General features: G+C 72.3%; 22 protein-coding genes. 9 read left to right on the forward strand and 13 right to left on the reverse strand.

Features of this window, described 5'->3' with window-relative positions:
• Nucleotides 1-34: 34 nt before the first annotated feature.
• The 5 genes from ACIQH8_RS12525 to ACIQH8_RS12545 form a co-directional block, all read right to left on the reverse strand.
• Entirely contained in the window at nucleotides 35-358 is a 324-nt protein-coding gene (locus tag ACIQH8_RS12525) for a DUF2469 family protein (RefSeq protein ID WP_155052215.1), read from the reverse strand.
• Between the two features lie 6 nt (nucleotides 359-364).
• Nucleotides 365-1,027: a ribonuclease HII gene (locus tag ACIQH8_RS12530; protein WP_400999094.1), complete on the reverse strand. Its 663-nt coding sequence runs from the start codon at nucleotides 1,025-1,027 to the stop codon at nucleotides 365-367.
• Nucleotides 1,028-1,052: 25 nt separating this feature from the next.
• Entirely contained in the window at nucleotides 1,053-1,799 is a 747-nt protein-coding gene (gene lepB / locus ACIQH8_RS12535) for a signal peptidase I (RefSeq protein WP_400999096.1), read from the reverse strand.
• A gap of 78 nt (nucleotides 1,800-1,877) precedes the next feature.
• Complete coding sequence (gene rplS, locus ACIQH8_RS12540; RefSeq protein ID WP_155052218.1) at nucleotides 1,878-2,225, reverse strand: 50S ribosomal protein L19; 348 nt, start codon at nucleotides 2,223-2,225, stop codon at nucleotides 1,878-1,880.
• 210 nt (nucleotides 2,226-2,435) lie between these two features.
• On the reverse strand, nucleotides 2,436-2,954 hold the full coding sequence (locus ACIQH8_RS12545; RefSeq protein ID WP_400999098.1) for a hypothetical protein: 519 nt from the start codon (nucleotides 2,952-2,954) through the stop codon (nucleotides 2,436-2,438).
• A gap of 73 nt (nucleotides 2,955-3,027) precedes the next feature.
• On the opposite strand from ACIQH8_RS12545, the gene map reads away from it, so the two are divergent.
• Complete coding sequence (map, locus tag ACIQH8_RS12550) at nucleotides 3,028-3,795, forward strand: type I methionyl aminopeptidase (protein ID WP_400999100.1); 768 nt, start codon at nucleotides 3,028-3,030, stop codon at nucleotides 3,793-3,795.
• 45 nt (nucleotides 3,796-3,840) lie between these two features.
• Here the strand turns inward: map and nirD are convergent, their stop codons facing one another.
• Entirely contained in the window at nucleotides 3,841-4,191 is a 351-nt protein-coding gene (gene nirD, locus ACIQH8_RS12555) for a nitrite reductase small subunit NirD (RefSeq protein WP_400999102.1), read from the reverse strand.
• 202 nt (nucleotides 4,192-4,393) lie between these two features.
• Here nirD and nirB point away from each other — a divergent pair, with 202 nt between their 5' ends.
• The 6 genes from nirB (at nucleotide 4,394) to ACIQH8_RS12585 (ending at nucleotide 14,300) form a co-directional block, all read left to right on the forward strand.
• Nucleotides 4,394-7,021 (forward strand): nitrite reductase large subunit NirB, encoded by a 2,628-nt coding sequence (nirB, locus tag ACIQH8_RS12560; protein ID WP_400999104.1) that lies wholly within the window; start codon nucleotides 4,394-4,396, stop codon nucleotides 7,019-7,021.
• Nucleotides 7,018-7,794, forward strand: a complete 777-nt coding sequence (gene cobA, locus ACIQH8_RS12565; protein WP_400999106.1) for a uroporphyrinogen-III C-methyltransferase — start codon at nucleotides 7,018-7,020, stop codon at nucleotides 7,792-7,794. Before nirB ends, cobA begins: the two co-directional genes overlap by 4 nt.
• On the forward strand, nucleotides 7,791-8,921 hold the full coding sequence (locus ACIQH8_RS12570; RefSeq protein WP_400999108.1) for a uroporphyrinogen-III synthase: 1,131 nt from the start codon (nucleotides 7,791-7,793) through the stop codon (nucleotides 8,919-8,921). The genes cobA and ACIQH8_RS12570 overlap by 4 nt, the downstream gene beginning before the upstream one ends.
• A 139-nt stretch (nucleotides 8,922-9,060) precedes the next feature.
• Nucleotides 9,061-10,482, forward strand: coding sequence for an MFS transporter (locus tag ACIQH8_RS12575; RefSeq protein WP_400999110.1), 1,422 nt, complete (start codon nucleotides 9,061-9,063; stop codon nucleotides 10,480-10,482).
• A gap of 78 nt (nucleotides 10,483-10,560) precedes the next feature.
• Nucleotides 10,561-12,687, forward strand: coding sequence for a molybdopterin oxidoreductase family protein (locus tag ACIQH8_RS12580; protein WP_400999112.1), 2,127 nt, complete (start codon nucleotides 10,561-10,563; stop codon nucleotides 12,685-12,687).
• The gene (locus ACIQH8_RS12585) at nucleotides 12,684-14,300 is read left to right on the forward strand and encodes an NAD(P)/FAD-dependent oxidoreductase (protein WP_400999114.1); all 1,617 of its coding nucleotides are present in this window, start codon (nucleotides 12,684-12,686) and stop codon (nucleotides 14,298-14,300) included. Before ACIQH8_RS12580 ends, ACIQH8_RS12585 begins: the two co-directional genes overlap by 4 nt.
• A gap of 101 nt (nucleotides 14,301-14,401) precedes the next feature.
• Here the strand turns inward: ACIQH8_RS12585 and ACIQH8_RS12590 are convergent, their stop codons facing one another.
• The 5 genes from ACIQH8_RS12590 to rpsP form a co-directional block, all read right to left on the reverse strand.
• Nucleotides 14,402-15,163: a sirohydrochlorin chelatase gene (locus ACIQH8_RS12590; protein ID WP_400999115.1), complete on the reverse strand. Its 762-nt coding sequence runs from the start codon at nucleotides 15,161-15,163 to the stop codon at nucleotides 14,402-14,404.
• Nucleotides 15,164-15,299: 136 nt separating this feature from the next.
• Nucleotides 15,300-16,007: a tRNA (guanosine(37)-N1)-methyltransferase TrmD gene (trmD, locus tag ACIQH8_RS12595; RefSeq protein WP_400999117.1), complete on the reverse strand. Its 708-nt coding sequence runs from the start codon at nucleotides 16,005-16,007 to the stop codon at nucleotides 15,300-15,302.
• A gap of 9 nt (nucleotides 16,008-16,016) precedes the next feature.
• Nucleotides 16,017-16,664, reverse strand: a complete 648-nt coding sequence (rimM, locus tag ACIQH8_RS12600; protein WP_400999119.1) for a ribosome maturation factor RimM — start codon at nucleotides 16,662-16,664, stop codon at nucleotides 16,017-16,019.
• A gap of 1 nt (nucleotide 16,665) precedes the next feature.
• Complete coding sequence (locus ACIQH8_RS12605) at nucleotides 16,666-16,902, reverse strand: RNA-binding protein (RefSeq protein WP_400999121.1); 237 nt, start codon at nucleotides 16,900-16,902, stop codon at nucleotides 16,666-16,668.
• A gap of 3 nt (nucleotides 16,903-16,905) precedes the next feature.
• Entirely contained in the window at nucleotides 16,906-17,328 is a 423-nt protein-coding gene (gene rpsP / locus ACIQH8_RS12610; RefSeq protein ID WP_400999123.1) for a 30S ribosomal protein S16, read from the reverse strand.
• A 192-nt stretch (nucleotides 17,329-17,520) separates the two neighbouring features.
• Here rpsP and ACIQH8_RS12615 point away from each other — a divergent pair, with 192 nt between their 5' ends.
• Both ACIQH8_RS12615 and ACIQH8_RS12620 read left to right on the forward strand, forming a co-directional pair.
• Nucleotides 17,521-18,459: an ornithine cyclodeaminase family protein gene (locus ACIQH8_RS12615; RefSeq protein WP_400999125.1), complete on the forward strand. Its 939-nt coding sequence runs from the start codon at nucleotides 17,521-17,523 to the stop codon at nucleotides 18,457-18,459.
• Entirely contained in the window at nucleotides 18,456-19,442 is a 987-nt protein-coding gene (locus tag ACIQH8_RS12620; protein ID WP_400999127.1) for a proline racemase family protein, read from the forward strand. The genes ACIQH8_RS12615 and ACIQH8_RS12620 overlap by 4 nt, the downstream gene beginning before the upstream one ends.
• A gap of 51 nt (nucleotides 19,443-19,493) precedes the next feature.
• On the opposite strand, the gene ACIQH8_RS12625 is transcribed toward ACIQH8_RS12620, so the two are convergent.
• Together ACIQH8_RS12625 and ACIQH8_RS12630 are read right to left on the reverse strand one after the other, a co-directional pair.
• On the reverse strand, nucleotides 19,494-20,495 hold the full coding sequence (locus ACIQH8_RS12625) for a proline racemase family protein (protein ID WP_400999129.1): 1,002 nt from the start codon (nucleotides 20,493-20,495) through the stop codon (nucleotides 19,494-19,496).
• On the reverse strand, nucleotides 20,495-21,409 hold the full coding sequence (locus tag ACIQH8_RS12630; RefSeq protein WP_400999131.1) for a dihydrodipicolinate synthase family protein: 915 nt from the start codon (nucleotides 21,407-21,409) through the stop codon (nucleotides 20,495-20,497). Before ACIQH8_RS12630 ends, ACIQH8_RS12625 begins: the two co-directional genes overlap by 1 nt.
• Nucleotides 21,410-21,425: the final 16 nt, after the last annotated feature.

Raw genomic sequence — 21,425 nt, forward strand, 5'->3', positions numbered from 1 at the left:
ATTCCACGCCGGTGGAGGACGGCTCGCGAGCCGGTCACTCCTCGAGCGCGAGGTCCTTCGGCAGCTCGAACTCGCGCGTCGCGAGCTCCTCGACGTTGACGTCCTTGAACGTCAGCACGCGCACCGACTTCACGAAGCGGTCGGCACGGTAGACGTCCCACACCCAGACGTCCTTCATCGAGAGCTCGAAGTAGAAGTCGTGCTCCGTGTCGCGGCGCACCAACTCGACCTCGTTCGCGAGGTAGAACCGTCGCTCGGTCTCGACCACGTACTTGAACTGCGAGACGATGTCGCGGTACTCGCGGTACAGCGCGAGCTCCACTTCACGGTCGTAGTCGTCGAACTCGTCCTCATCCATCGTCGATCATCCTACTTCGAGGTCGAACAGCGACGGCGCCGGTTCGGGCGACCGGTCGTGCAGCCACGTGTGCCGGTGCAGCGCGCTCGGGCCGTGCTCGGCGATCGCGGCGAAGTGCGCGGCGCTCGAGTACCCCTTGTTCTCGTGCCAGTGGTACAGCGGCGTCTCGTCGTGCGCGCGGCGCATGCCGCGATCGCGATGCACCTTGGCGATGACGGACGCCGCCGACACCGACGCGCAGTCGCGGTCGGCCTTGATGCGCGTGATGACCTGCGCCCGGTGCTCGATCGACTGGCTTAGCCAGTCGTAGTTGCCGTCGAGCACGAGCGGAGCGCCCGCGACGAGCGCGCGATCGACGGCGAGCGCGGCGAAGGCGCGCGCACCCGCGAGTCCGAGGCAGGCCATGATGCCGAGCCGATCGATCTCGCCGGCACTCGCCTCGCCCACCGCGGAGGCCAGCACCCAGGCCGACGCGCGCGGCGCGAGCAGTTCGCGCTTCGGTTCGGGGAGCAGTTTCGAGTCGCGTAGGCCCGCCGGCATCCGCTTCACCGTCGCATCGACGACGACGATGCCGACGGTCACCGGGCCGGCGAGCGCACCGCGACCGACCTCGTCGCACGCGAGCACGACGGGCGCTCCCCCGGCCAGCAGGTCGCGCTCGACCTTCATCGTCGGCACTCCTGCGGGGCTCACCTCAGCCGGTCCCGTCATCGACGCCGGCGAACACCTCGGGGTAGTTGTCGAGCCAGGCCCAGTTCGAGATGGGCCAACTGACGACCACGGCTCGGCCGACGACGTTCTCGATCGGCACGAAGCCCTCGAGCGGGGTGCCGGTGTTGTAGCGGGAGTCCTTCGAGTTGTAGCGGTTGTCGCCCATGACCCAGAGCGAGTCGTCGGGCACCGTGACATCGAAGTCGTCACGCGACACCTTCGTCTCGCCGGGCGGCAGCGCGACGTACGGTTCGTCGAGCGGCACGCCGTTGACGGTCATCTGGCCGAGCGCGTTGCAGCACACGACGTGGTCGCCGGGCAGGCCGACGACGCGCTTGACGAGGTGGTCGTTGGAGTCGGGCGCCGACAGGCCGACGAACGCGAGGAATCCGTCGATGACGGCGACGAGCGGCGGGCGCGCCTCCTCGGCGCGGGCGGGGAGCCACCCGCCCGGGTCCTTGAACACGACGACGTCACCGTGTTCGATCGGCGTCACCTCGGGCACGAGCTGGTTGACGATGATGCGGTCGTCCTGCATCAGCGTCTCCTCCATCGACTGCGACGGGATGAAGAACGACCGGATCAGGAACGTCTTGATGAGGAACGAGACGAGCACGGCGACCAGGAAGATCACCACCAGGTCGCGGAGGAACAGCAGGGTGCTCCGGCGGCGCGATGACGCCCCGGAGGTGGCGCGTTCATCGCGCTCAGTACGTGTGTCTTCAGTCATGAAACGGCTCGAGCTCCCCGCCCCAGTCTAGGGGTGAGGAGCTCGAGCGGATGACGCGACGGAACGGCGCTCGGCCGATCAGTTCTCGCGCTTCTCCTTGATCTTCGCCTTCTTGCCGCGGAGCTCGCGCAGGTAGTAGAGCTTCGCGCGACGGACGTCACCGCGGGTGACGACCTCGATGTGGTCGATCACCGGCGAGTGGACCGGGAACTTGCGCTCGACGCCCACCTGGAAGCTGATCTTGCGGACGGTGAAGGTCTCGCGCACGCCCTCGCCCGAGCGGCCGATGACGACGCCCTGGAAGACCTGGATGCGCGAGCGGGTGCCTTCGATGATGTTCACGTGCACCTTGACGGTGTCGCCGGGGCGGAAGTCCGGGATGTCCGAGCGGAGGCTCGCGGCGTCGACGTGGTCGAGGATGTGCATGATGGTTCGCTCTCTGCGCCCGCCACCGGTCGAACGCGGATCTGATTGGAAGAAGAATTCGGCGCCGTTCGCGCGATCACTCGCGACGTGCGGGCTCCCCGGAGGCAGGGCCATGCGACGGCACGAACAACCATTCTGCCAGATCGAGGGCCGACCGGCCAAAAGCGGTGAACGGATGCCGCGTGGCGGCGCCGCGCGTGCGGTCGCGCGTCAGCCCCGCCGCTCCTCCCAGCGCCGCTCCTCGCGGATGACGATGACCTCGCCGGCGTCCTCCGCCGGCCGCGTCGACCGGCCGTCGACGCCCCGAGCGGGCGCACCCTCGGCGACCAGTCGCTCGTACTCGTCCATGGTCGCCCGCACGCGCCGGGCGCCGTCGCGGAGGAGCCGCCAGACCGCGTACCAGAACGCGGCGATCGCGCCGACCATGGCGAGGATCGCGAACGTGATGCCCGTCGGTCCGTAGAGGCCCGCGGCGACGATGAGCAGGTGCCAGACGCCGAGCACCGCGACATCCGACCAGGCGACGGCCTTGTCGCGGCGCACGTCGGGCCGGGCGGCGACGAGCAGGGCGACGACGCCGAGCGTGATGAACGCGATCGGCGTCACGAACATGAGGCCCACCACGCCCCATCCGCTCGACCCGAAGATCGCATACCCGATGAGCAGCCAGATCGGCAGCACGATCGCGGCGGCGAACTGCCACCGGTAGAACCCCCGTCGGATGAGCATGCGCCCAGCGTACTTCGGGCGACTGGGCGCGCACCGGGTGTTCACTCAGGGCGGAGCCGCCAGAATGGAGGACGTGATCGAACTGAGGACCCCCGCCGAGATCGAGGAGATGCGTCCCGCGGGTCGCTTCGTCGCCAGCGTGCTGGAGGCGACGTCGAGGGCCGCGGCCGTCGGCGTGAACCTGCTGGAGCTCGACGCGCTCGCGCACGAGATGATCCGGAAGGCCGGCGCCGAGAGCTGCTACATCGACTACCACCCGTCGTTCGGCGCGAGCCCGTTCGGCAGGGTGATCTGCACGTCGGTGAACGACGCCGTGCTGCACGGACTCCCCCACGACTACCGCCTGAAGGACGGCGACCTGCTGAGCCTCGACTTCGCGGCCTCGGTCGACGGATGGGTCGCCGACTCGGCGATCTCCGTCGTGGTCGGCACACCCCGCGACGAGGACCTCCGGCTCATCGACACCACGCGTCGCGCGCTCGACGCCGGCATCGCGGCGGCGCGGCCCGGCAACCGGATCGGCGACATCTCACGGGCGATCGCGGAGGTCGCGAAGGCCGAGGGCTACTCGATCAACACCGACTTCGGCGGCCACGGCGTCGGCAGGACGATGCACGGCGACCCGCACATCCCGAACAACGGCCGGCCGGGCCGCGGGCTGCCCCTGAAGCCCGGGCTCGTCGTCGCCATCGAGCCGTGGTTCCTGCAGACGACCGATCGCATCTTCACCGACCCCGACGGGTGGACGCTCCGGAGCGTCGACGGCTCGCGCGGTGCGCACTCCGAGCACACGGTCGCGATCACCGACGGCGACCCGATCGTCCTCACGCAGCGCGGCTGAGCGGGCACCCGTCCGTCCGGGCCGGCGAGCACCTCGCGCGGTGCGTCAGGCGTCGAACTCGACCTGGATCATCCCGCCGACCACCCGCGTGCGGTAGGTGCGGAGCCCCAGCGACGGATCGGTGAAGCACTCCCCCGTGCCGAGGTCGTAGACCTCCTTGTGCAACGGTGAGGCGATCGTCGGCCGGTCGCCGCGCGAGCCGACGATGCCGCGCGCCATGACGGGTGCGCCCGTGTGCGGATCGTGGTGGTCGACCGCGTACACCTCGTCACCCTCGACGCGCACCAGCGCGACCATCCGGGCGCCCACGAGGGCGACTTCGCCCCACCCGGGCTCGAGGTCGGCGACCCCGCACGCGGGGACCCAGTCGGTGGTGAGTTCCATGGTCGACGTCATGCGCGGCTTCCTCTCCTCGGTGACCGAGACGCTACGGGCCGCATGTTTCAGTGGCCGCGACAGCGGTGTTTCGCCCCCGTGAAACCCCCCTCACACGACGCGCGGAGTCATGCAAGGTCTCCGAGCAGTTGTGTTACGGCCCCGAAACAGGAGCGAAACCGCGCCGCCGTACGCTCACCGGCAACCCAGGACCGGAGGAGCCATGAACGACACCGAGACCGACGCCGTCGCCCTGCGCGACGTCCTCGTCGTCGGCGGCGGGCCCGCCGCGCACCGACTCGCCGACAGCCTGCACGCCCGCGACGGCGGCCGCACGCTCCGCGTGACCGTCGTCGGCGACGAGGTGCATGCGCCGTACGACCGGGTCGCGCTGAGCAGCCGGCTCGCCGACACCGCGGCCGACCTCGCCCTCGCCCCGACGCCGTGGACCGTCGGTTCGGTGCGCCTGGTCACCGGCGACCGCGTCACCGACGTGGATGCCGCGGCCGGCGTCGCGACCACCGCGAACGGCCTCGAGCTCCGGTTCGACGAGCTCGTGCTCGCGACCGGGTCGAGCGCGCCGGTGCCGCCGATCCCCGGCAGCGAGCACATCCGCGTGTACCGCACGATCGACGACGTCGACGCCCTCGTCGCCGAGACCCGCGAGCTCGCCGAGCGTCTCGGCCGTGCCCCGCGCGTCGTCGTCGCGGGCGGCGGCCTCCTCGGCCTCGAGGCCGCCGGGGGCCTCGCGAAGCTCGGCGCCGATGCGGCGATCGTGCACTCCGGCTCCTGGCTGATGTCGGCGCAGCTCGACGAGGGCGCCGGGCGCGCCCTCGGGCGCATCATCTCCGGCCAGGGCATCGACCTGCACCTCGGGGTCCGCCCCGCGAAGGTGCTCACCGGCAGCGGCGGCGTCGTGGGGGTGGAGCTCACCGACGACCGCCGCGTCGACGCCGATCTCGTCGTGTTCGCGATCGGGATCACGCCACGCGACGAGCTGGCTCGGGCGATGGGGCTCGAGCTCGGACCGCGCGGCGGCGTCGCGATCGACACGAGCTGCGCGGCATCCGTGCCGAACGTCTGGGCCATCGGCGAGGTCGCGAGCTTCGAGGGACGCTGCACGGGCCTCGTCGCCCCGGCGAACGCGATGGCGGAGGTAGTCGCCGACCGGCTCCTCGGCGGCGCCGCCGAGTTCACGACGGTCGACGACGCGACGAAGCTGAAGCTCGCGGGCGTCGACGTCGCGAGCTTCGGCGACGCGCTCGCACGGACCGACCGGGCGCTCGAGATCGTCTACGCCGACCCCGCACGCGGCATGTACCAGAAGCTCGTCATGACCGATGACGCGAAGACCCTGCTCGGCGGGATCTTCGTCGGCGACGCGTCGCCGTACGCCTCGCTCCGGCCGCTGCTCGGCACCGAGCTGTCAGGCGAGCCGGCCGCGTACCTGTCGGCGTCGGGCATGGAGGCGCCCGCCGGCGACGAGTTGCCGGCATCCGCCCTCGTCTGCGCCTGCAACAACGTCGCGGCCGGCACGATCCGCGATGCGGTGACCGGGCCGCACGGCGGGCACGAGGAGGGCTGCGCCGAACTCGGCCCGCTGAAGGCCTGCACCCGTGCCGGAACCCAGTGCGGGTCGTGCGTGCCGCTCGTGAAGAAGCTGCTCGAGGCCGAGCTGACGAAGTCGGGCACGGCCGTCTCGCATGCGCTGTGCGAGCACTTCCCGATCTCGCGTCAGGAGATCTTCGAGTCCGTGCGCGTGCTGGAGCTCGCCTCGTTCGAGGAGATCATCGGTCGACTCGGCACCGGCCGCGGCTGCGACGTGTGCAAGCCCGTCGTCGCCTCCGTGCTCGCCGCGCAGCACGGCGCGTACATCCTCGACGGCGGTCGCGGCGGGCTGCAGGACACGAACGACCGCGCGATGGCGAACATGCAGAAGGACGGCACGTACTCGGTGGTGCCGCGCATCCCGGCCGGCGAGATCACGCCGCAGAAGCTCGCCGTCATCGCGCAGGTCGCCACCGACTTCGGCCTCTACACGAAGATCACGGGCGGCCAGCGGATCGACCTGTTCGGCGCCCGGCTCGACCAGCTCCCCGACATCTGGAAGCGGCTCATCGACGCCGGCTTCGAGTCGGGGCAGGCGTACGGCAAGGCGCTGCGGAACGTGAAGAGCTGCGTCGGCTCGACCTGGTGCCGCTACGGCGTGCAGGACTCGGTCGCGATGGCGATCCGCCTCGAACTCCGCTACCGCGGGCTGCGGTCGCCGCACAAGCTCAAGTTCGGCGTCTCGGGCTGTGCGCGCGAGTGCGCCGAGGCCCGCGGCAAGGACGTCGGCGTGATCGCGACCGACCAGGGCTGGAACCTCTACGTCGGCGGCAACGGCGGGTTCCAGCCGGCGCACGCGCAACTGCTGGCGAGCGACCTCGACGACGAGACGCTCATCCGGTACATCGACCGCTACATGATGTACTACATCCGCACCGCCGACCGGCTGCAGCGCACCGCGCGGTGGATCGAGGACATCGACGGGGGGCTCGAGCACGTGCGCGACGTGGTCGTGCACGACTCGCTGGGGCTCGCCGACGAGCTCGAGGCGGCGATGGCGACGCACGTCGACACGTACGAGGACGAGTGGGCGGCCACCCTCGCCGACCCCGAGCGGCTGCGCCGCTTCCGGCCCTTCGTGAACGCCCCCGACCCCGACGACCCCGAGGGTGCGGCGGTCTCGGCGCTCGCGCGCGTCGAGGAGCGCGGGCAGCTCCGACCCGCCCGCCCCGACGAGATCGCCCGCGGCGAGGCCGTCCTCGTCGCCGGTCCCACGATCCCGGTCCGGGGGGCCGACGGATGACCGGGCGGGTGACCCTCGTCGGCGGCGGACCGGGTCGGGAGGAACTGCTCACGGTGGCAGCCGTCAGGGCGCTCGGCTCGGCCGATGTCGTGCTGTACGACCGGCTCGCGCCGCACGCACGCCTGGCCGAACTCGCGCCCGACGCCGAGCTCGTCGACGTCGGCAAGCGGCCCGGCCATCACGCGCTGCCGCAGGAGGAGATCGAGGCGCTCCTCGTCGCGCATGCGATCGCGGGCCGTCACGTCGTCCGCCTCAAGGGCGGCGACCCCTACGTGTTCGGACGCGGCGGCGAGGAGGTGCTCGCCTGCCACCGGGCCGGCGTGCCGGTGGAGGTCCTGCCGGGAGTGACGAGCGCCGTCGCGGTGCCCGGTGCCGCCGGTATCCCCCTCACGCATCGCGGGATCAGCCGCCTCTTCACCGTCGTCTCCGGGCACGCGCCGCTCAGCGACGACGAGCTCCGGCATCTCGCCGGCCTCGGCGGCACGATCGTCGTGCTCATGGGTGTGGGCACGCTTCCGCAGCTCGCCGCGGGCCTCGCGCGCCACGGGATGGCCGGTACGATGCCCGTCGCGATCATCGAGCGCGGGTTCCGCTGCGATCAGCGCACGACGATCGCCGACCTCTCGGGCATCGTGGCGGCGGCCGGACTCGCGCGGGTGGGTTCGCCCGCGGTGATCGTCGTCGGCGAGGTCGTCCGCCTCGCACACGACGGCGACCGCACCGCAGCCGAGCTCATGGAGCGCGCGGCGGGTTTCGCGGCGGTGGACGCATGACCGACCAGGCCGAGGCGACGATCGGGTTCCGGCCCGATCAGCTCGAGGGGTTCCGGATCGGCGTGACGAGCGACCGCCGTTCCGCGGACCTCATCGACGCGTTCGTCCGCCGCGGCGCCCAGGTCGTCCACGCGCCGACCATCCGCATGGCGAACGCGAGCTCCGACGAGCCCGTGATCGCCGACACGCGCGCGATCATCGAGGCACGCCCCGACGTGCTGCTCGCGACGACCGCGTACGGCGTGCGCCGTTGGTTCGAGGTGGCGGATGCCGCGGGGCTCGGCGACGACCTGCTGTACGCGCTCGGCCGCACCGCCATCCTCGTCCGCGGGCCGAAGGCGCGCGGCGGCATCCGCGCGGCCGGCCTCGACGACGTCGGCATGAGCGCCGAGGAGACCACCGAGTCGCTGATCGACGAGGTGCTGGCGACGCATCCGCCCGGCCTCACCGTCGCGGTCCAGCTGCACGGCTACCTGCCGCCGAAGGCGCTCGACCGCCTGCGCGACGCGCACGATCGGGTCCTCACCGTCGAGCCGTACCGCTGGATCGACCCGGACCTCACCGACGAGCGGGTGGACCGGCTCATCGAGGCCGCCTGCACGGGCGGGCTCGACTGCATCACGTTCACCAGCGCGCCCGCCGTGCACGCACTCCTCATGGCCGCGGAGGCCCGGGGCCGCCACGACGACCTCGTCGATGCGATGCGCGGACCCGTGGTCGCGGCGACCGTCGGCCCCGTGACCTCCGCGCCGCTCGTCGCGGCGGGGATTCACCCGCTCCAGCCCGATCGGTTCCGCATGGGCGCGATGATCCGGCAGGTCTGCGAGCACCTCGAGGACACGCGCGTGGTCCGCCTCGAGACCCAGCACGGCCCGCTCGCGCTGCGCGGCTCGGTCGTCGAGGTGCGCGGACGCCGCGTGGCGCTGCCCCCCGTCGCACTCTCGATCCTCCGGCCGCTCGTCCTGGCCAGGGGCAGCGTCGTCGCCCGCGACCGCCTCGCCGCGGGCATGCCGGGCACGGCCGACGAGCACGCCCTCGAGGTCGCGCTGAGCCGCCTGCGGCAGACCCTCGGCGTGCCCGGTCTCATCTCGACCGTGGTCAAGCGCGGCTACCGGATCGACGTCTGACCATGACCTCACATCGGCCTCTGCGACAGGTGAGCAGGTGGGAACACGAAGTTCACCACCCGCGCCGGTCGGGGAAACACGCCGTGGATAACGTCGCCTCCACAGCTCGACGAGAGCCCGACTTCCACCGGAGGCACCGATGACCGAGACCCTGTCCGTCCCCACGGCAGCGGCCCCCGCGGCCCCTGCCACGCACGCGCCGCCCACCGGCGCGATCACCCGTCGCCCCGGCCGTTGGATCGACGGCTGGGACCCCGAGAACCACGTCCAGTGGGAGGGCGAGGGCCGGCGGATCGCCGCCCGGAACCTCCGCTGGTCGATCTTCGCCGAGTTCCTCGGCTTCGTCGTCTGGCAGCTCTGGTCGATCGTGGTGGTCGCGCTCCCGGCCGCCGGGTTCGCGTTCGAGACGGGTCAGGTGTTCTGGCTCATCTCGATCCCGGCGCTCGTCGGCGCGACGCTCCGCATCCCGTACACGTTCATGGTCCCCCGCTTCGGCGGCCGCAACTGGACGATCGTGTCGGCGGGCCTGCTGCTCATCCCGGCGATCGGCCTCGCGATCGCGGTGGGCAACCCCGAGACGCCCTTCGGCGTGATGCTCGCGATCGCGGCGCTCGCCGGCTTCGGCGGCGGCAACTTCGCCAGCTCCATGGCGAACATCACCTACTTCTACCCGCAGCGGGAGAAGGGCTGGGCGCTGGGACTGAACGCCGCTGGCGGCAACCTCGGGGCGTCCGTCGCGCAGTTCGTGGTGCCGATCGCGATCACCATCGGCGCGGCCGTCACGCTGAACCTCCCGCTCGCGGGATGGATCTGGGTACCGTTCATCATCATCGCGATGGTCGGTGCGGCGCTCCGCATGGACAACCTCTCGAATGCGAAGGCGGATGTCGCGGCCTCGCTCGCCGCCCTGAAGGAGCCGCACCTGTGGATCCTCGCCGTGCTCTACATCGGCACGTTCGGCTCGTTCATCGGGTTCGCGGGCGTCTTCCCGAAGCTGATCGCCGACCAGTTCCCCGACTTCTCCGCGTTCCACGTGGGGTCGGCGACGCTGTCGCTCGCGTTCATGGGTGCGCTCGTCGGCTCGCTCGCCCGGCCCTACGGCGGGCGCCTCGCCGACCGGTTCGGCGGCACGCAGATCACGATCGCGGCATTCGCCGTGATGGCGCTCGGCGCGCTCGCCGTGGTCTGGACGCTCCCGCTCGGCAACTTCTGGCTCTTCCTCGGCCTCTTCCTGGTGCTCTTCACCGCGTCGGGCGTCGGCAACGGCTCGACGTACCGGATGATCCCGACGGTGTTCGCGCTCCGTGCGGGCGCGCACAACGCGCACGAGTCGGCGGGCGACGTGAGCTCGCAGCGGAAGGCGGCCGCGGCGCTCGGCATCATCTCCTCCGTCGGCGCGTACGGCGGCTTCGTGATCCCGCAGTTGCTCGGCTTCTCGAAGACCACGTTCGGCGACTACACGACGGGCCTCAGCTGGTTCGTGTGGGCGTACGCGGTGATGCTGCTCATCACCGCGGGCGTGTACCTCACGCTCTCGAAGCGCTCCGGACACCGGATCTGACCGGAGCGGGTCGGGCGACCTCACCGTCCGGCCCGCTCCCACCCACCCACCCATCCATCGACGAGACCGGAGGACGACATGGCAGCCGACACCCACTGCCCGTACTGCGCCCTCCAGTGCGCGATGACGCTGACGCCGACGGATGCCGCGGCCGCGCCGGTCGCACCGGGCGCCGCCCCGCCGGCGCCCGTGACCGTCGCGGGCCGGGACTTCCCCACCAACCGGGGCGGGCTCTGCAAGAAGGGCTGGACCTCCGCGGAACTGCTCGCCGCGCCCTCGCGGCTCACGGCCCCGCTCGTCCGCGATGCGGACGGCGCCCTGCGCGAGACCACGTGGGACGCGGTCCTCGACCTCGTCGCCGGCCGTCTCCGCGACATCCGCTCGCAGCACGGTGCCGACGCCGTCGGCGTCTTCGGCGGCGGCGGGCTCACGAACGAGAAGGCCTACCTCCTCGGCAAGTTCGCCCGGCTCGCGCTCGGCACGAGTCGCATCGACTACAACGGCCGCTACTGCATGTCGTCGGCAGCGGCGGCGGGCAACCGCGCCTTCGGCATCGACCGCGGGCTGCCGTTCCCGCTCACCGACCTGGACGACGCCGAGACGATCCTCCTGCTCGGCACGAACGTCGCCGAGACGATGCCGCCGTTCATCGGACACCTCGCCGGGGCGCAGGCGGCCGGCGGACTCGTCGTGGTCGACCCCCGGCGCACGGCCACGGCGAGGCTGACGGACGACGGGCAGGGGCTGCACGTGCAGCCGGCGCCCGGCACCGACCTCATGCTGCTCCTCGGCCTCGCCCACGTCGTGATCGCCGAGCGACTCGTCGACGACCGCTACGTCGCCGCCCGCACCACCGGCCTCGCCGCGCTCCGCAGGAGCGTCGCCCAGTGGTGGCCCGAGCGCGTGCAGTCGGTCACGGGCGTGCCCGCCTCGACGGTCCGGGCGATCGCCCGCCGCCTCGCATCCGGCGGCCGCACGTACGTCCTCACCGGCCGCGGCGTCGAGCAGCATGTCGACGGCACCGACACCGCGACCGCCGCGATCAACCTCGCGCTGCTGCTCGGCCTCCCGGGGCGGCCGGGGAGCGGCTACGGGACGCTCACCGGACAGGGCAACGGCCAGGGCGGCCGCGAGCACGGCCAGAAGTGCGATCAGCTCCCCGGGTACCGCAAGATCACCGATCCGGCCGCCCGAGCCCACGTCGCCCGGGTCTGGGGCGTGACGCCGTCCCACATCCCGGGGCCCGGGCTGCCGGCGATCGAGCTGCTCGGCTCACTCGGCCGGCCCGACGGGGTACGCGCGCTGCTCGTCCACGGCTCGAACCTCGTGGTCTCCTCCCCCAACGTCGCCGACGTGCGCCGCGGCATCGAACGCCTCGACCTCCTCGTCGTCTGCGACTTCGTCCTCTCCGAGACGGCGGCGCTCGCCGACGTCGTGCTCCCCGTCCTGCAGTGGGCCGAGGAGGAGGGCACCATGACGAACCTCGAGGGACGCGTCATCCGTCGTCGCCCCGCCCTCGCGCCGCCGGCAGGTGCCCGCGACGAGCTCTGGCTCATGCACGAACTCGCCCGCCGTCTCGGCTCGACCGCCCGGTTCGACACCGACCCCGAGGCGGTGTTCGAGGAGCTCCGGCTGGCGTCCGAGGGCGGCATCGCCGACTACTCGGGCATCGACTACGCGATGCTCGACGACGGCGCCGAGGCGTACTGGCCGTACCCGCGCGGCGGCACGGGCACGCCGCGGCTGTTCGCGGACCGGTTCCACCACGACGACGGTCTCGCGCGACTGGTGGCCGTCGCACCTCGCACCGGTGCGCGCCCGGCACCGTCGCCGGACGAGCTGACGCTCGTGACGGGGCGGCTTCTCGAGCACTACCAGAGCGGGGCGCAGACGCGTCGGGTTCCGGAACTGCTCGGTGCCCAGCCCGAGGCGCGCGCCGCCATCCACCCCGCCACGGCGGCTCGACTCGGCATCGCCGACGACGAGGCGGTCGAGGTCGCGAACGAGCGCGGGAGGGTCCGCTGCCGAGCACGGCTGACCACCGACATCCGCCCCGACGCCGTGTTCCTGCCGTTCCACTACGGCGACGAGCAGGCCGCCAACCTCCTCACCCCCGACGCGGTCGACCCGATCTCGTCGATGCCGGAGTTCAAGACCAACCTCGTGCGCGTGACGCGCCTCGTCGAAGCGGGAGCCGACTCATGAGCCCTCTCCGGATCGTCCTCATCGGCTACGGCCCCGTCGGTGCGCGCTTCGTCGAGGAGCTGCTGCCCGCCGTGCGCGGCGGCGCGGTCGCGCTCACGGTCGTCGCGGGCGAACCGGTCGAGGCCTACAACCGCGTGCTCGTCGCCGAGTACGCGGTCGGCAACGCCGACCTCGACGCGATGCTCGTCGGCGACCGCGAGACCGCCGAGGCGGCAGGGGCCGCGATCCTCCTTGACGTTCGGGCGACACGGATCGACCGCGACGCACACCTGGTCCACCTCTCGACCGGTGGAACCCTCCCCTACGACCGGCTGGTGCTCGCCACCGGCGCCCGCGCCAACGTGCCCACGCTCGACGGCGTCGAGCGCCCGCGCCGCGACCTCGCCGACCTCGAGCGCCAGCCGGCCCGGCTCGTCGCACGCGACGACGACCTGCCCGCGGGCGTCACCGCGCTCCGCGACCTCGACGACGCCGAACGCGTGCTCGCGGCCGTCCGGGGCCGGCGGCGCATCGTCGTGCTGGGCGCCGGCGTGCTCGGCCTCGAACTCGCGCTCGCGGCCGCCCATGCGGGCGCGCAGGTGTGCGTCGTGCACCACGGGCCGCATCCGATGCCGCGCAACCTCGACCGCGGCGGCGGGCACGTACTGCGCTCCGCGCTCCGCCGCACGGGCATCACGGTCATCGCGCACAGCCGCGCCGAGGCGATCGGGTTCCGCACCGACGACGACGGCACACGCCGTTTCGACATGCTCGTCACGGCCGACGGCAAGCAGGTCCGGGGCGACCTGCTCGTGCTCTCGTGCGGCGTGAGCCCGCGGAACGAGCTCGCCACCCTCGCCGGACTCCGCACGGCCGTCGGCGTCGTCGTCGGACCCGACCTCCGCAGTTGGAGCGACCCCGACGTGTACGCCATCGGCGACTGCGCGCAGGTCGTCGAGCGCACGGAGGAGACCGCCGGCCGCCGGATCCTGCCCGGCGCCCCCTCCGGGCTCATCGGACCCGGATGGCGTCAGGCGGAGCACCTCGCCGGCCGGTTCGCCGCCGAGGCGGCGAGCCCGTCGAACGGATCGACCTTCGCGCCCCTCGCACCCGAGCGCGACGCGATCGTCATGCTCAAGGCCGAGCACGTCGACGTCGTCGCCGTCGGCGACGTCTCCGCCGACCCGTGGGACGACGATGCGCTCTCGCCGCGACGTCGAGTCGCCCAGTGGGCCGACCCCGAGCACCTGCGCTACGTGAAGATGGTCACCGAGGACGGGATCCTCACGGGCTTCGCGAGCGTCGGGATGCCGCGGACGGCGGCCGAATTGACGCTGCTGTTCGAGCGACGCGCCGAGCTGCCCGCCGACCGATCCCTCCTGCTGCGCTTCGACGGGCCGGACGACGACCCGTCGGGGAACGCCGACGCGTTCGCCCCCGAGGCGACGGTGTGCTGGTGCAACGGCGTCACCGTCGGCCGAATCGAGGAGTCGGCGGCGTGCGGCAACGCGACGGTCGAGTGCGTCGGGCGCGACACGCGAGCGGGCACGGGCTGCGGCGGATGCCGCGGGCGCATCGCCGAGGTCCTGGCCCGCGCCGCCGAGGCCGACGGGGTGTCGAGCCTCACGGCCTGACCGATCGCGCCGGAACGCGGAGGCGGCATCCGCCCCGCCCGGCGTCGTGACGCGTGCGGCGCGGCGTCCGCGACTCGGCCGTCGCCGTCGCGTCGATCGCCTCAGGCGTGCTCGCGCTGCTCCTGCTCGACGGCCGAGTACCGGTCGAGGACCAGTTCGACGAGGGCGGGCGGCGGGGCCGCGACCGGGACGAGCAGCGGATCGGCGACGGCGTCGGCGCCGGCGGCCACGGCCTGGTCGTAGAAGGTGCCCGGCGCGAGCAGGTAGGGCCCGACGACGATCCTGGACCCGGGATGCACCTCGCGGATCATCTCGATCGCGTCCGGCAGCCGCGGGATCGCCGCAGCGATGAACCCCACGGTGACCGACCGGCCGAGTCGCTGGCCGAGACGCCTGGCGGTCTCGAAGCACTCGCGCACGGCACGCGGGTCGTTCGAACCCGCCGCCGCGAGGAGGACGGTGTCGCCGTCGGCGAGCCCCGCGGCGAGCAGTCGCTCGGCGAGCACCTCGACGAGGCGTTCGTCGGGTCCGAGCTCGGCGGCCAGGCGCGCCGACCCGCCGATGCGGTCGAGGCCGAGCGAGAGTCCGGTCCGCACGTGGAAGCCCGCGGACAGCACGAGGGGGACGATGACCGCGTCGGGCTCGGCGGCGGCCTCGAGCGCGGCGCCGATATCGGCGTTGCTCGCGTCGACGAAGGTGATCGACACGTCGAGGTCGGGGCGGGCCGAGGCGACGCCGTCGATGAGGCGGATCACCGCTTCGCGGTTGGCGGTCGACGGGGTCCCGTGGGTGACGGCCACGAGGCGGAGCGGCGGGCGGCGGACCGGATCCGACACGTGCCCGGCATCGCTCGTCCGACCCATCTCACGCCCGCACCTTCCGGCGGAATCCGGTCTCACCCGCCGATCCGACGGTATTCAGGGCGTGTTTCGCCGAGCACACCCACGTGTTTCCGGCGCGTGAAGAGTCCCCCTCACGCAGCGGCGGCGCCGGCGCGACTCAGCGGGCGTCGGGGCGGTCGTCGCGGAGCAGTTCGGGCCGGACGCGCCTGGTGCGCTCGACCTGCTGTTCGTGACGCCACTCGGCGACCCTGCCGTGATGCCCGGAGAGCAGCACGGGTGGCACCTCGAGCCCGCGCCAGACGGCGGGCTTGGTGTAGCTCGGGTACTCGAGCAGTCCGTCCTCGTGCGATTCCTCGACGAGGCTCTCGGGGTTGCCGACGACCCCAGGGACGAGCCGGCCGGCGGCCTCGATCATCGCCATGACGGCGACCTCGCCGCCGTTCAGCACGTAGTCGCCGAGGCTGATCAGCCGGACGCGCATGCGCGTCGCGTAGTGGTCGACGACGCGCTGGTCGATCCCCTCGTAGCGGCCGCAGGCGAACACGAGGTGCTGCTCCTCCGCGAGTTCGCGGGCGGTCGCCTGCGTGAACGGCTCGCCCGCCGGCGATGGCACGACGAGCAGCGCATCGGACTCGCCCTCGCCGATGATCGAGTCGAGGGCCTCGCCCCACGGCTCGGGCTTCATGACCATGCCGGCGCCGCCGCCGTACGGCGTGTCGTCGACCGTGCGGTGACGGTCGTGGGTGAAGTCGCGGAGATCGTGCGTGACGACCTCGATCAGGCCCGTCTGGCGCGCCTTGCCGAGCAGCGACAGGTCGAGTACGTCGAAGAACGACGGGAAGATCGTGACGATGTCGATGCGCATCGTCGGAGCCTACGCGCCGGGGTTCTCGTCGGACGCGGCGGCGGAGTCATCGCCGGCGACCGCATCGGCGACGGATGCCTCGGCCTCGCCGCTGCCGGCAGGGGCGTCCGGTTCGTCGGGGAGCTCCTCGAAGAGTCCGGGCGGCGGCGTGACGGTGAGCGTGCCGGCCTCGACGTCGACCTCCGGCACGAACGCGGCCACGAAGGGCACCATCACGTCGCCCTGCTTCGTCTTCACCACGAGCAGGTCCTGTGCGGGCAGGTGGTCGACGTGCGCGACCTGGCCGATGCGCTCGCCGTCGCGCACCACCTCGAGGCCGATGAGCTGGTGGTCGTACCAGGCGTCGGGCTCGGGCTCCTCGTCGACGGGCTGGTCGACCCAGAGGATGGCCTTCACGAGGCCCTCTGCGGCGGTGCGGTCGTCGACGCCCTCGAAGAAGCCGACCGGTTGACTGTTGTACCAGCGCAGCTCGCGGAAGGTGAGCGTGCGACCGTGCCACGGCGAGTCGGCGGGCACCTGCAGCGAGAACACCGCCCCGGGCACGAATCGCCGCTCGGGGTCGTCGGTGTAGAGCTCGAGCTTCAGTGCGCCCTTGAGCCCGTGCGCCTTCGTCAGCCGTCCGACGCGGAGCTGCTGGGGGCGGGTTGCCTCGGCCACGTCAGTCGTCGGTGTCGACGACGTCGACGCGGACCCGGCGACCGTCGGCGAGGGCGGCGACGATCGTGCGCAGCGACTTCGCGGTGCGACCGGACCGCCCGATGACGCGGCCGAGGTCCTCGGGGTGCACGTGCACCTCGAGGACCTCGCCGCGTGCGCTCGACGCGGAGACGACCTTCACCTCGTCGGGGTGATCGACGATCCCCTTGACGAGGTGCTCGAGCGCGGAAGTGAGCAAGGCCTACGCCTCGTCCGACGCGGTCTCGTCGGCGGCCTCGGGAGCCTCGGTGGGCTCCTCGGCCTTGGCCGGCTTCTCGGCCTTGGGCTTGACGACCGACTTCTTGGCCGTGTCGACCTCGTACTCGGCCTTCGGCGCGGCGGTCTGGACGGTGTTCTTGGCGTTCTTGTCGCCCTTGAACGTGCCCCAGTCGCCGGTCAGCTTGAGGATGGCGAGCACCTGCTCGGTCGGCTGGGCGCCGACGCTGAGCCAGTACTGCGCGCGGTCCGACTTCACCTCGATGAACGAGGGGTTCTCGGTCGGGTGGTACTTGCCGATCTCCTCGATCACGCGACCGTCGCGCTTGGTGCGCGAGTCGGCGACGACGATGCGGTAGTACGGGGCACGGATCTTGCCGAGCCGCTTGAGGCGGATCTTGACAGCCACGATTCTCCTGGATGTGTTGTGAGGTAGGCGAACTGACAGCCGTGAGCGTGGGGTGCACACTCGGCGGAAGCTCAATGGGTGCTCTGCGCGCCGGATAGAGGGTCGGGCGGTACAGAACTCGACTGACCATTCTTGCAGATTCCGCGCCGAAACGAGAATCCTCCCGGTCGTGCGCGTGAATACGATGGGCGCATGGGCGGCACCCTCGACTCCCTCCCCTTCATCGACGGGCCCGCGATCGCCGAGCGCGTGTCGATGCGGGCGGCCATCGACGCGATCGGGCGGGTGCTCCGCGCCGGCCACGATCCCGATGCCGATCCGCCGCGGGGCGTCGTCGACGTCAGCCACGGCCAATTGCTGCTGATGCCCTCCGAGCTCGGCGGATGGGTCGGCCAGAAGCTCGCCACCGTCGCACCGGGGAACCCGGCGCGCGGCTTGGAGCGGATCCAGGCGCTCTACGTCCTCATCGACGCGGAGACGCTCGCTCCGGTCGCGCTGCTCGACGGCACCGAGCTCACGAGCCTCCGCACGCCGGCGGTGTCGGCCGCCGCGCTCGAGGTCGTCGCCGCACCCGATGCCGCCTCGCTCGTCGTGTTCGGCACCGGCCCGCAGGGCGTCCGGCACGTCGAGGCGATGCGCGCGATCCGCCCGATCGACCGAGTCAGGTTCGTCGGTCGGGATCCGGATCGGGCACGACGAGCGGTCGCGGGCGCCGCCGGACCGGGGCTCGATGTCGCGGTCGGCACCACGGCGGATGTCGCCGACGCCGATCTCGTCGTCTGCGCCACGACCGCACGCGACCCGCTGTTCGACGGCGCCCTCGTGCCCGACCACGCGGCGATCGTCGCCGTCGGTTCGCACGAGCCCGCCGCCCGCGAGCTGCCGGGCGACCTCCTCGGTCGCGCCGACGTGATCGTCGAGTCGACGCGCGTGGCGCTCCGCGAGGCCGGCGACGTGATCCTCGCGATCGGCGAGGGCCGCCTCTCCGCCGACGAACTGATCCCGATGTCGGCGCTGTTCGACGGCTCGCCCGTGCCATCCGGTCGCCACGTCGTCGTGAAGACCTGCGGCATGGGCTGGCAGGACCTCGCGATCGCACCCCTCGCCCTCGGGGAAGGATCGACCGGATGACGCGATGGCGGACCGAGGACTGGCACACGGCGGGCGAGCCGTTCCGGATCGTGCTCGACGTCCCGACCGAGGGCGCGACCGTCGCCGAGCGGCGGGTGGAGGCCATGACCGGACCCGCCGAGGCCCTCCGCAGGTTCCTGTGCCTCGAACCGCGCGGGCACGACGACATGTACGGCGGCTTCATCACGCCGCCCGACGATGCCGGCGCGGACTTCGGCGTGCTGTTCTGGCACAAGGACGGGTTCTCGACCGCGTGCGGGCACGGCACGATGGCGCTCGGCGCCTGGGCCGTGCGCACCGGGCGCGTGGCCGCGCCCGACGACGGCGAGGCGGTCGTGACCATCGACGTACCGAGTGGTCGCGTGCAGGCGCGCGTGCAACGACGCGCCGGACGCACGACGGGCGTCGTGTTCCGGAACGTCCCGTCGCGTGTGCTCGCGACCGGGCTCCGCCTCGAGACCAGCCGGGGCGCCGTCGAGGTCGACCTGGTGTTCGGCGGCGCGGTGTACGCGACGCTGCCCGCCGCCGCACTCGGCCTGTCGGTGACGCCCGCGCACACGATCGAGCTCATCCGCCTCGGCCGCGAGATCAAGTGGGCCCTGAACGACCACCCCGACGCGCAGGTCGGCGACGCGCGCCTGTCGGGTGTCTACGGCACCATCCTCGTCGACGACCTCGGGCGCACCGGCGATGGGCCGTGGCAGCGGAACGTGACCGTCTTCGCCGACGGCGAGGTCGACCGGAGCCCGTGCGGCTCGGGCACCGCGGCGCGGGTGGCGCTCCTGGCGCACACGGGCGAGCTCGCCGACGGCGAGGTGCTCACGCACGACTCGATCATCGGAACGCGATTCCACGCGCGAGTGGCCGAGCGCACCGCCGACGGCGTCGTGCCCGAGGTCACCGGGCAGGCGTATCGCGTCGGCGCGTGCGAGTTCGAACTCGACCCCGACGACCCGCTCGCGGCCGGGTTCAGCCTGCGCTGATGAGCGTCCGCCCGCGGCGGGTTCCGTGTGCGGCGACGGGAGCGGGCGCGATCAGAAGACGAACCCCTCCTGGAACGGGTCATCGGGATCGAGCACGTACTGGGCGAAGCCCGTGATCCAGGCGCGGCCGCTGATCGTCGGCACGACGGCGGTCACGCCGCCGACCGCGGTCTCGCGCAGGAGCCGCCCGGTGAACTCGCTGCCGATGAACGACTCGTTGACGAAGTCGGTCTCGAGCCCGAGCTCGCGGCGCGCGTGCAGCTCCGCCATCCGCGCGCAGGTCCCGGTGCCGCACGGCGACCGGTCGAACCACCCCGGATGGATCGCCATCGCGTGTCGCGACCGCACGGCGTCGGAGCCCGGGGCGATGAACTCGACGTGGTGCACGTGGTCGGCGCCCTCGAGTTCGGGATGGCGCGGCGGGGCCTGGGTGTTGATCGCCTCCATGATCGCGAGTCCGGCCGCGAGGATGTCGTCCTTGCGGGCGCGGTCGAACGGCAGCCCGAGCGCGTCGAGTTCGACGAGGGCGTAGAAGTTGCCGCCGAACGCGATCGAGTACGGCACGGTCCCGACGCCCGGCACCTCGATGGAGGCATCCAGCCGTTCGACGAAGCTCGGCACGTTCTCGAGCGTCACGCGCGTCGCACGGCCGCCCTCGACCTCGACGCGCGCGACGACGAGGCCGGCCGGCACGTCGAGCCGGATCTCGGTGACCGGCTCGACCACCTCGACCATGCCCGTCTCGACGAGGACCGTCGCGACGCCGATCGTCCCGTGGCCGCACATCGGCAGGAACCCGCTCGCCTCGATGAAGACGACGCCCCAGTCGGCGTCGTCACGTGCGGGCGGCTGCAGCAGCGCACCCGACATCGACGCGTGGCCGCGCGGCTCGTTCATGAGGAAGCCGCGGAGCCCGTCGAGGTGGGCCATGGCGTGGAGGCGCCGATCGTTCATGGTGGCGCCGGGGATCCGGCCGACTCCGCCCGTGACCACCCGGGTCGGCATCCCCTCGGTGTGGGAGTCGACCGCCGTGATCACGCGGCGCGCCCGCATCAGCGGGCCGCCAGCGCGGCGAGCGCCCGCTCGGTGTCTGCGGTGACCTGCGCGCGCTGCTCCGCGGAGAGCGGGCCGCGGGGCGGTCGGGTCGGCCCGCCGTAGGAGTTGCCGCAGAGGTCCATGGAGAGCTTGATCGCCTGCACGAACTCGGTGCGCGAGTCCCAGCGGAACACCGCGACGAGCTGCTCGTACAGGGCCTTCGCCTCGTGCCAGTCCCCGCGCGCGCACAGGTCGTACAGCTCGACCGCCTCCGTCGGGAACGCGTTCGGGTATCCGGCGAACCAGCCGACGGCGCCGTTCACCATGAGCTCGAAGAGCACGTCGTCGGCGCCGGCGATGACGTCGATGTCGCAGAGCTCCCGGATCTCGTACACGCGCCGGACGTCGCCCGAGAACTCCTTGATCGCGACGACCTCGGGGATCTCGGCGAGCTTCGCGACGAGCGAGGGCACGAGGTCGACCTTGGTGTCGAAGGGGTTGTTGTAGGCCATGATCGGCAGGCCGGCCTTCGCGACCTCCTCGTAGTGCGCGATCACCTCGCCCTCGTCCGCACGGTAGAGCGTCGGCGGGAGGAGCAGCACGCCGTCGGCGCCGTCCTCGCGAGCGAGTTCCGCCCACCTCCGCGCCTGGTGGCTTCCGACGCCGTGGGCTCCGGCGACGACGATCCCGCGCCCGTCGACCGCCTCGACGGCGACCTGGATGACCCGGCGGCGCTCCTCGTCGGTGAGGGACGAGTACTCGCCGAGCGACCCGTTCGGCCCGACGCCGCGGCATCCGCTGCGCATGAGGAAGTCGACGTGCTCGGCGAAGCGGTCGTAGTCGACGGCGAGTCCGGCGGGAGCCGAGTCGTCCTCGCGGAAGGCGAGGGTGGTCGCGACGATCACGCCGCCGAGGTCCATGGTGCCGGTCATGCGTCGTCCGTCCTCC

Origin of the sequence: Agromyces sp. GXQ0307 (assembly GCF_044769845.1) — a bacterium.
Lineage (GTDB): Bacteria > Actinomycetota > Actinomycetes > Actinomycetales > Microbacteriaceae > Agromyces.

Bases quoted from the DNA above. Each gene is read 5' to 3' on its own strand.
- ACIQH8_RS12585 (WP_400999114.1), top strand. From the start codon at position 12,684: ATGAGCCCTCTCCGGATCGTCCTCATCGGCTACGGCCCCGTCGGTGCG.
- trmD (WP_400999117.1), bottom strand. From the start codon at position 16,007: ATGCGCATCGACATCGTCACGATCTTCCCGTCGTTCTTCGACGTACTC.
- lepB (WP_400999096.1), bottom strand. From the start codon at position 1,799: ATGACTGAAGACACACGTACTGAGCGCGATGAACGCGCCACCTCCGGG.
- ACIQH8_RS12620 (WP_400999127.1), top strand. From the start codon at position 18,456: ATGACGCGATGGCGGACCGAGGACTGGCACACGGCGGGCGAGCCGTTC.
- ACIQH8_RS12580 (WP_400999112.1), top strand. From the start codon at position 10,561: ATGGCAGCCGACACCCACTGCCCGTACTGCGCCCTCCAGTGCGCGATG.
- nirD (WP_400999102.1), bottom strand. From the start codon at position 4,191: ATGACGTCGACCATGGAACTCACCACCGACTGGGTCCCCGCGTGCGGG.
- nirB (WP_400999104.1), top strand. From the start codon at position 4,394: ATGAACGACACCGAGACCGACGCCGTCGCCCTGCGCGACGTCCTCGTC.
- ACIQH8_RS12570 (WP_400999108.1), top strand. From the start codon at position 7,791: ATGACCGACCAGGCCGAGGCGACGATCGGGTTCCGGCCCGATCAGCTC.
- ACIQH8_RS12545 (WP_400999098.1), bottom strand. From the start codon at position 2,954: ATGCTCATCCGACGGGGGTTCTACCGGTGGCAGTTCGCCGCCGCGATC.
- ACIQH8_RS12525 (WP_155052215.1), bottom strand. From the start codon at position 358: ATGGATGAGGACGAGTTCGACGACTACGACCGTGAAGTGGAGCTCGCG.
- ACIQH8_RS12630 (WP_400999131.1), bottom strand. From the start codon at position 21,409: ATGACCGGCACCATGGACCTCGGCGGCGTGATCGTCGCGACCACCCTC.
- rplS (WP_155052218.1), bottom strand. From the start codon at position 2,225: ATGCACATCCTCGACCACGTCGACGCCGCGAGCCTCCGCTCGGACATC.
- ACIQH8_RS12575 (WP_400999110.1), top strand. From the start codon at position 9,061: ATGACCGAGACCCTGTCCGTCCCCACGGCAGCGGCCCCCGCGGCCCCT.
- ACIQH8_RS12615 (WP_400999125.1), top strand. From the start codon at position 17,521: ATGGGCGGCACCCTCGACTCCCTCCCCTTCATCGACGGGCCCGCGATC.
- cobA (WP_400999106.1), top strand. From the start codon at position 7,018: ATGACCGGGCGGGTGACCCTCGTCGGCGGCGGACCGGGTCGGGAGGAA.
- ACIQH8_RS12590 (WP_400999115.1), bottom strand. From the start codon at position 15,163: ATGGGTCGGACGAGCGATGCCGGGCACGTGTCGGATCCGGTCCGCCGC.
- ACIQH8_RS12530 (WP_400999094.1), bottom strand. From the start codon at position 1,027: ATGAAGGTCGAGCGCGACCTGCTGGCCGGGGGAGCGCCCGTCGTGCTC.
- ACIQH8_RS12625 (WP_400999129.1), bottom strand. From the start codon at position 20,495: ATGCGGGCGCGCCGCGTGATCACGGCGGTCGACTCCCACACCGAGGGG.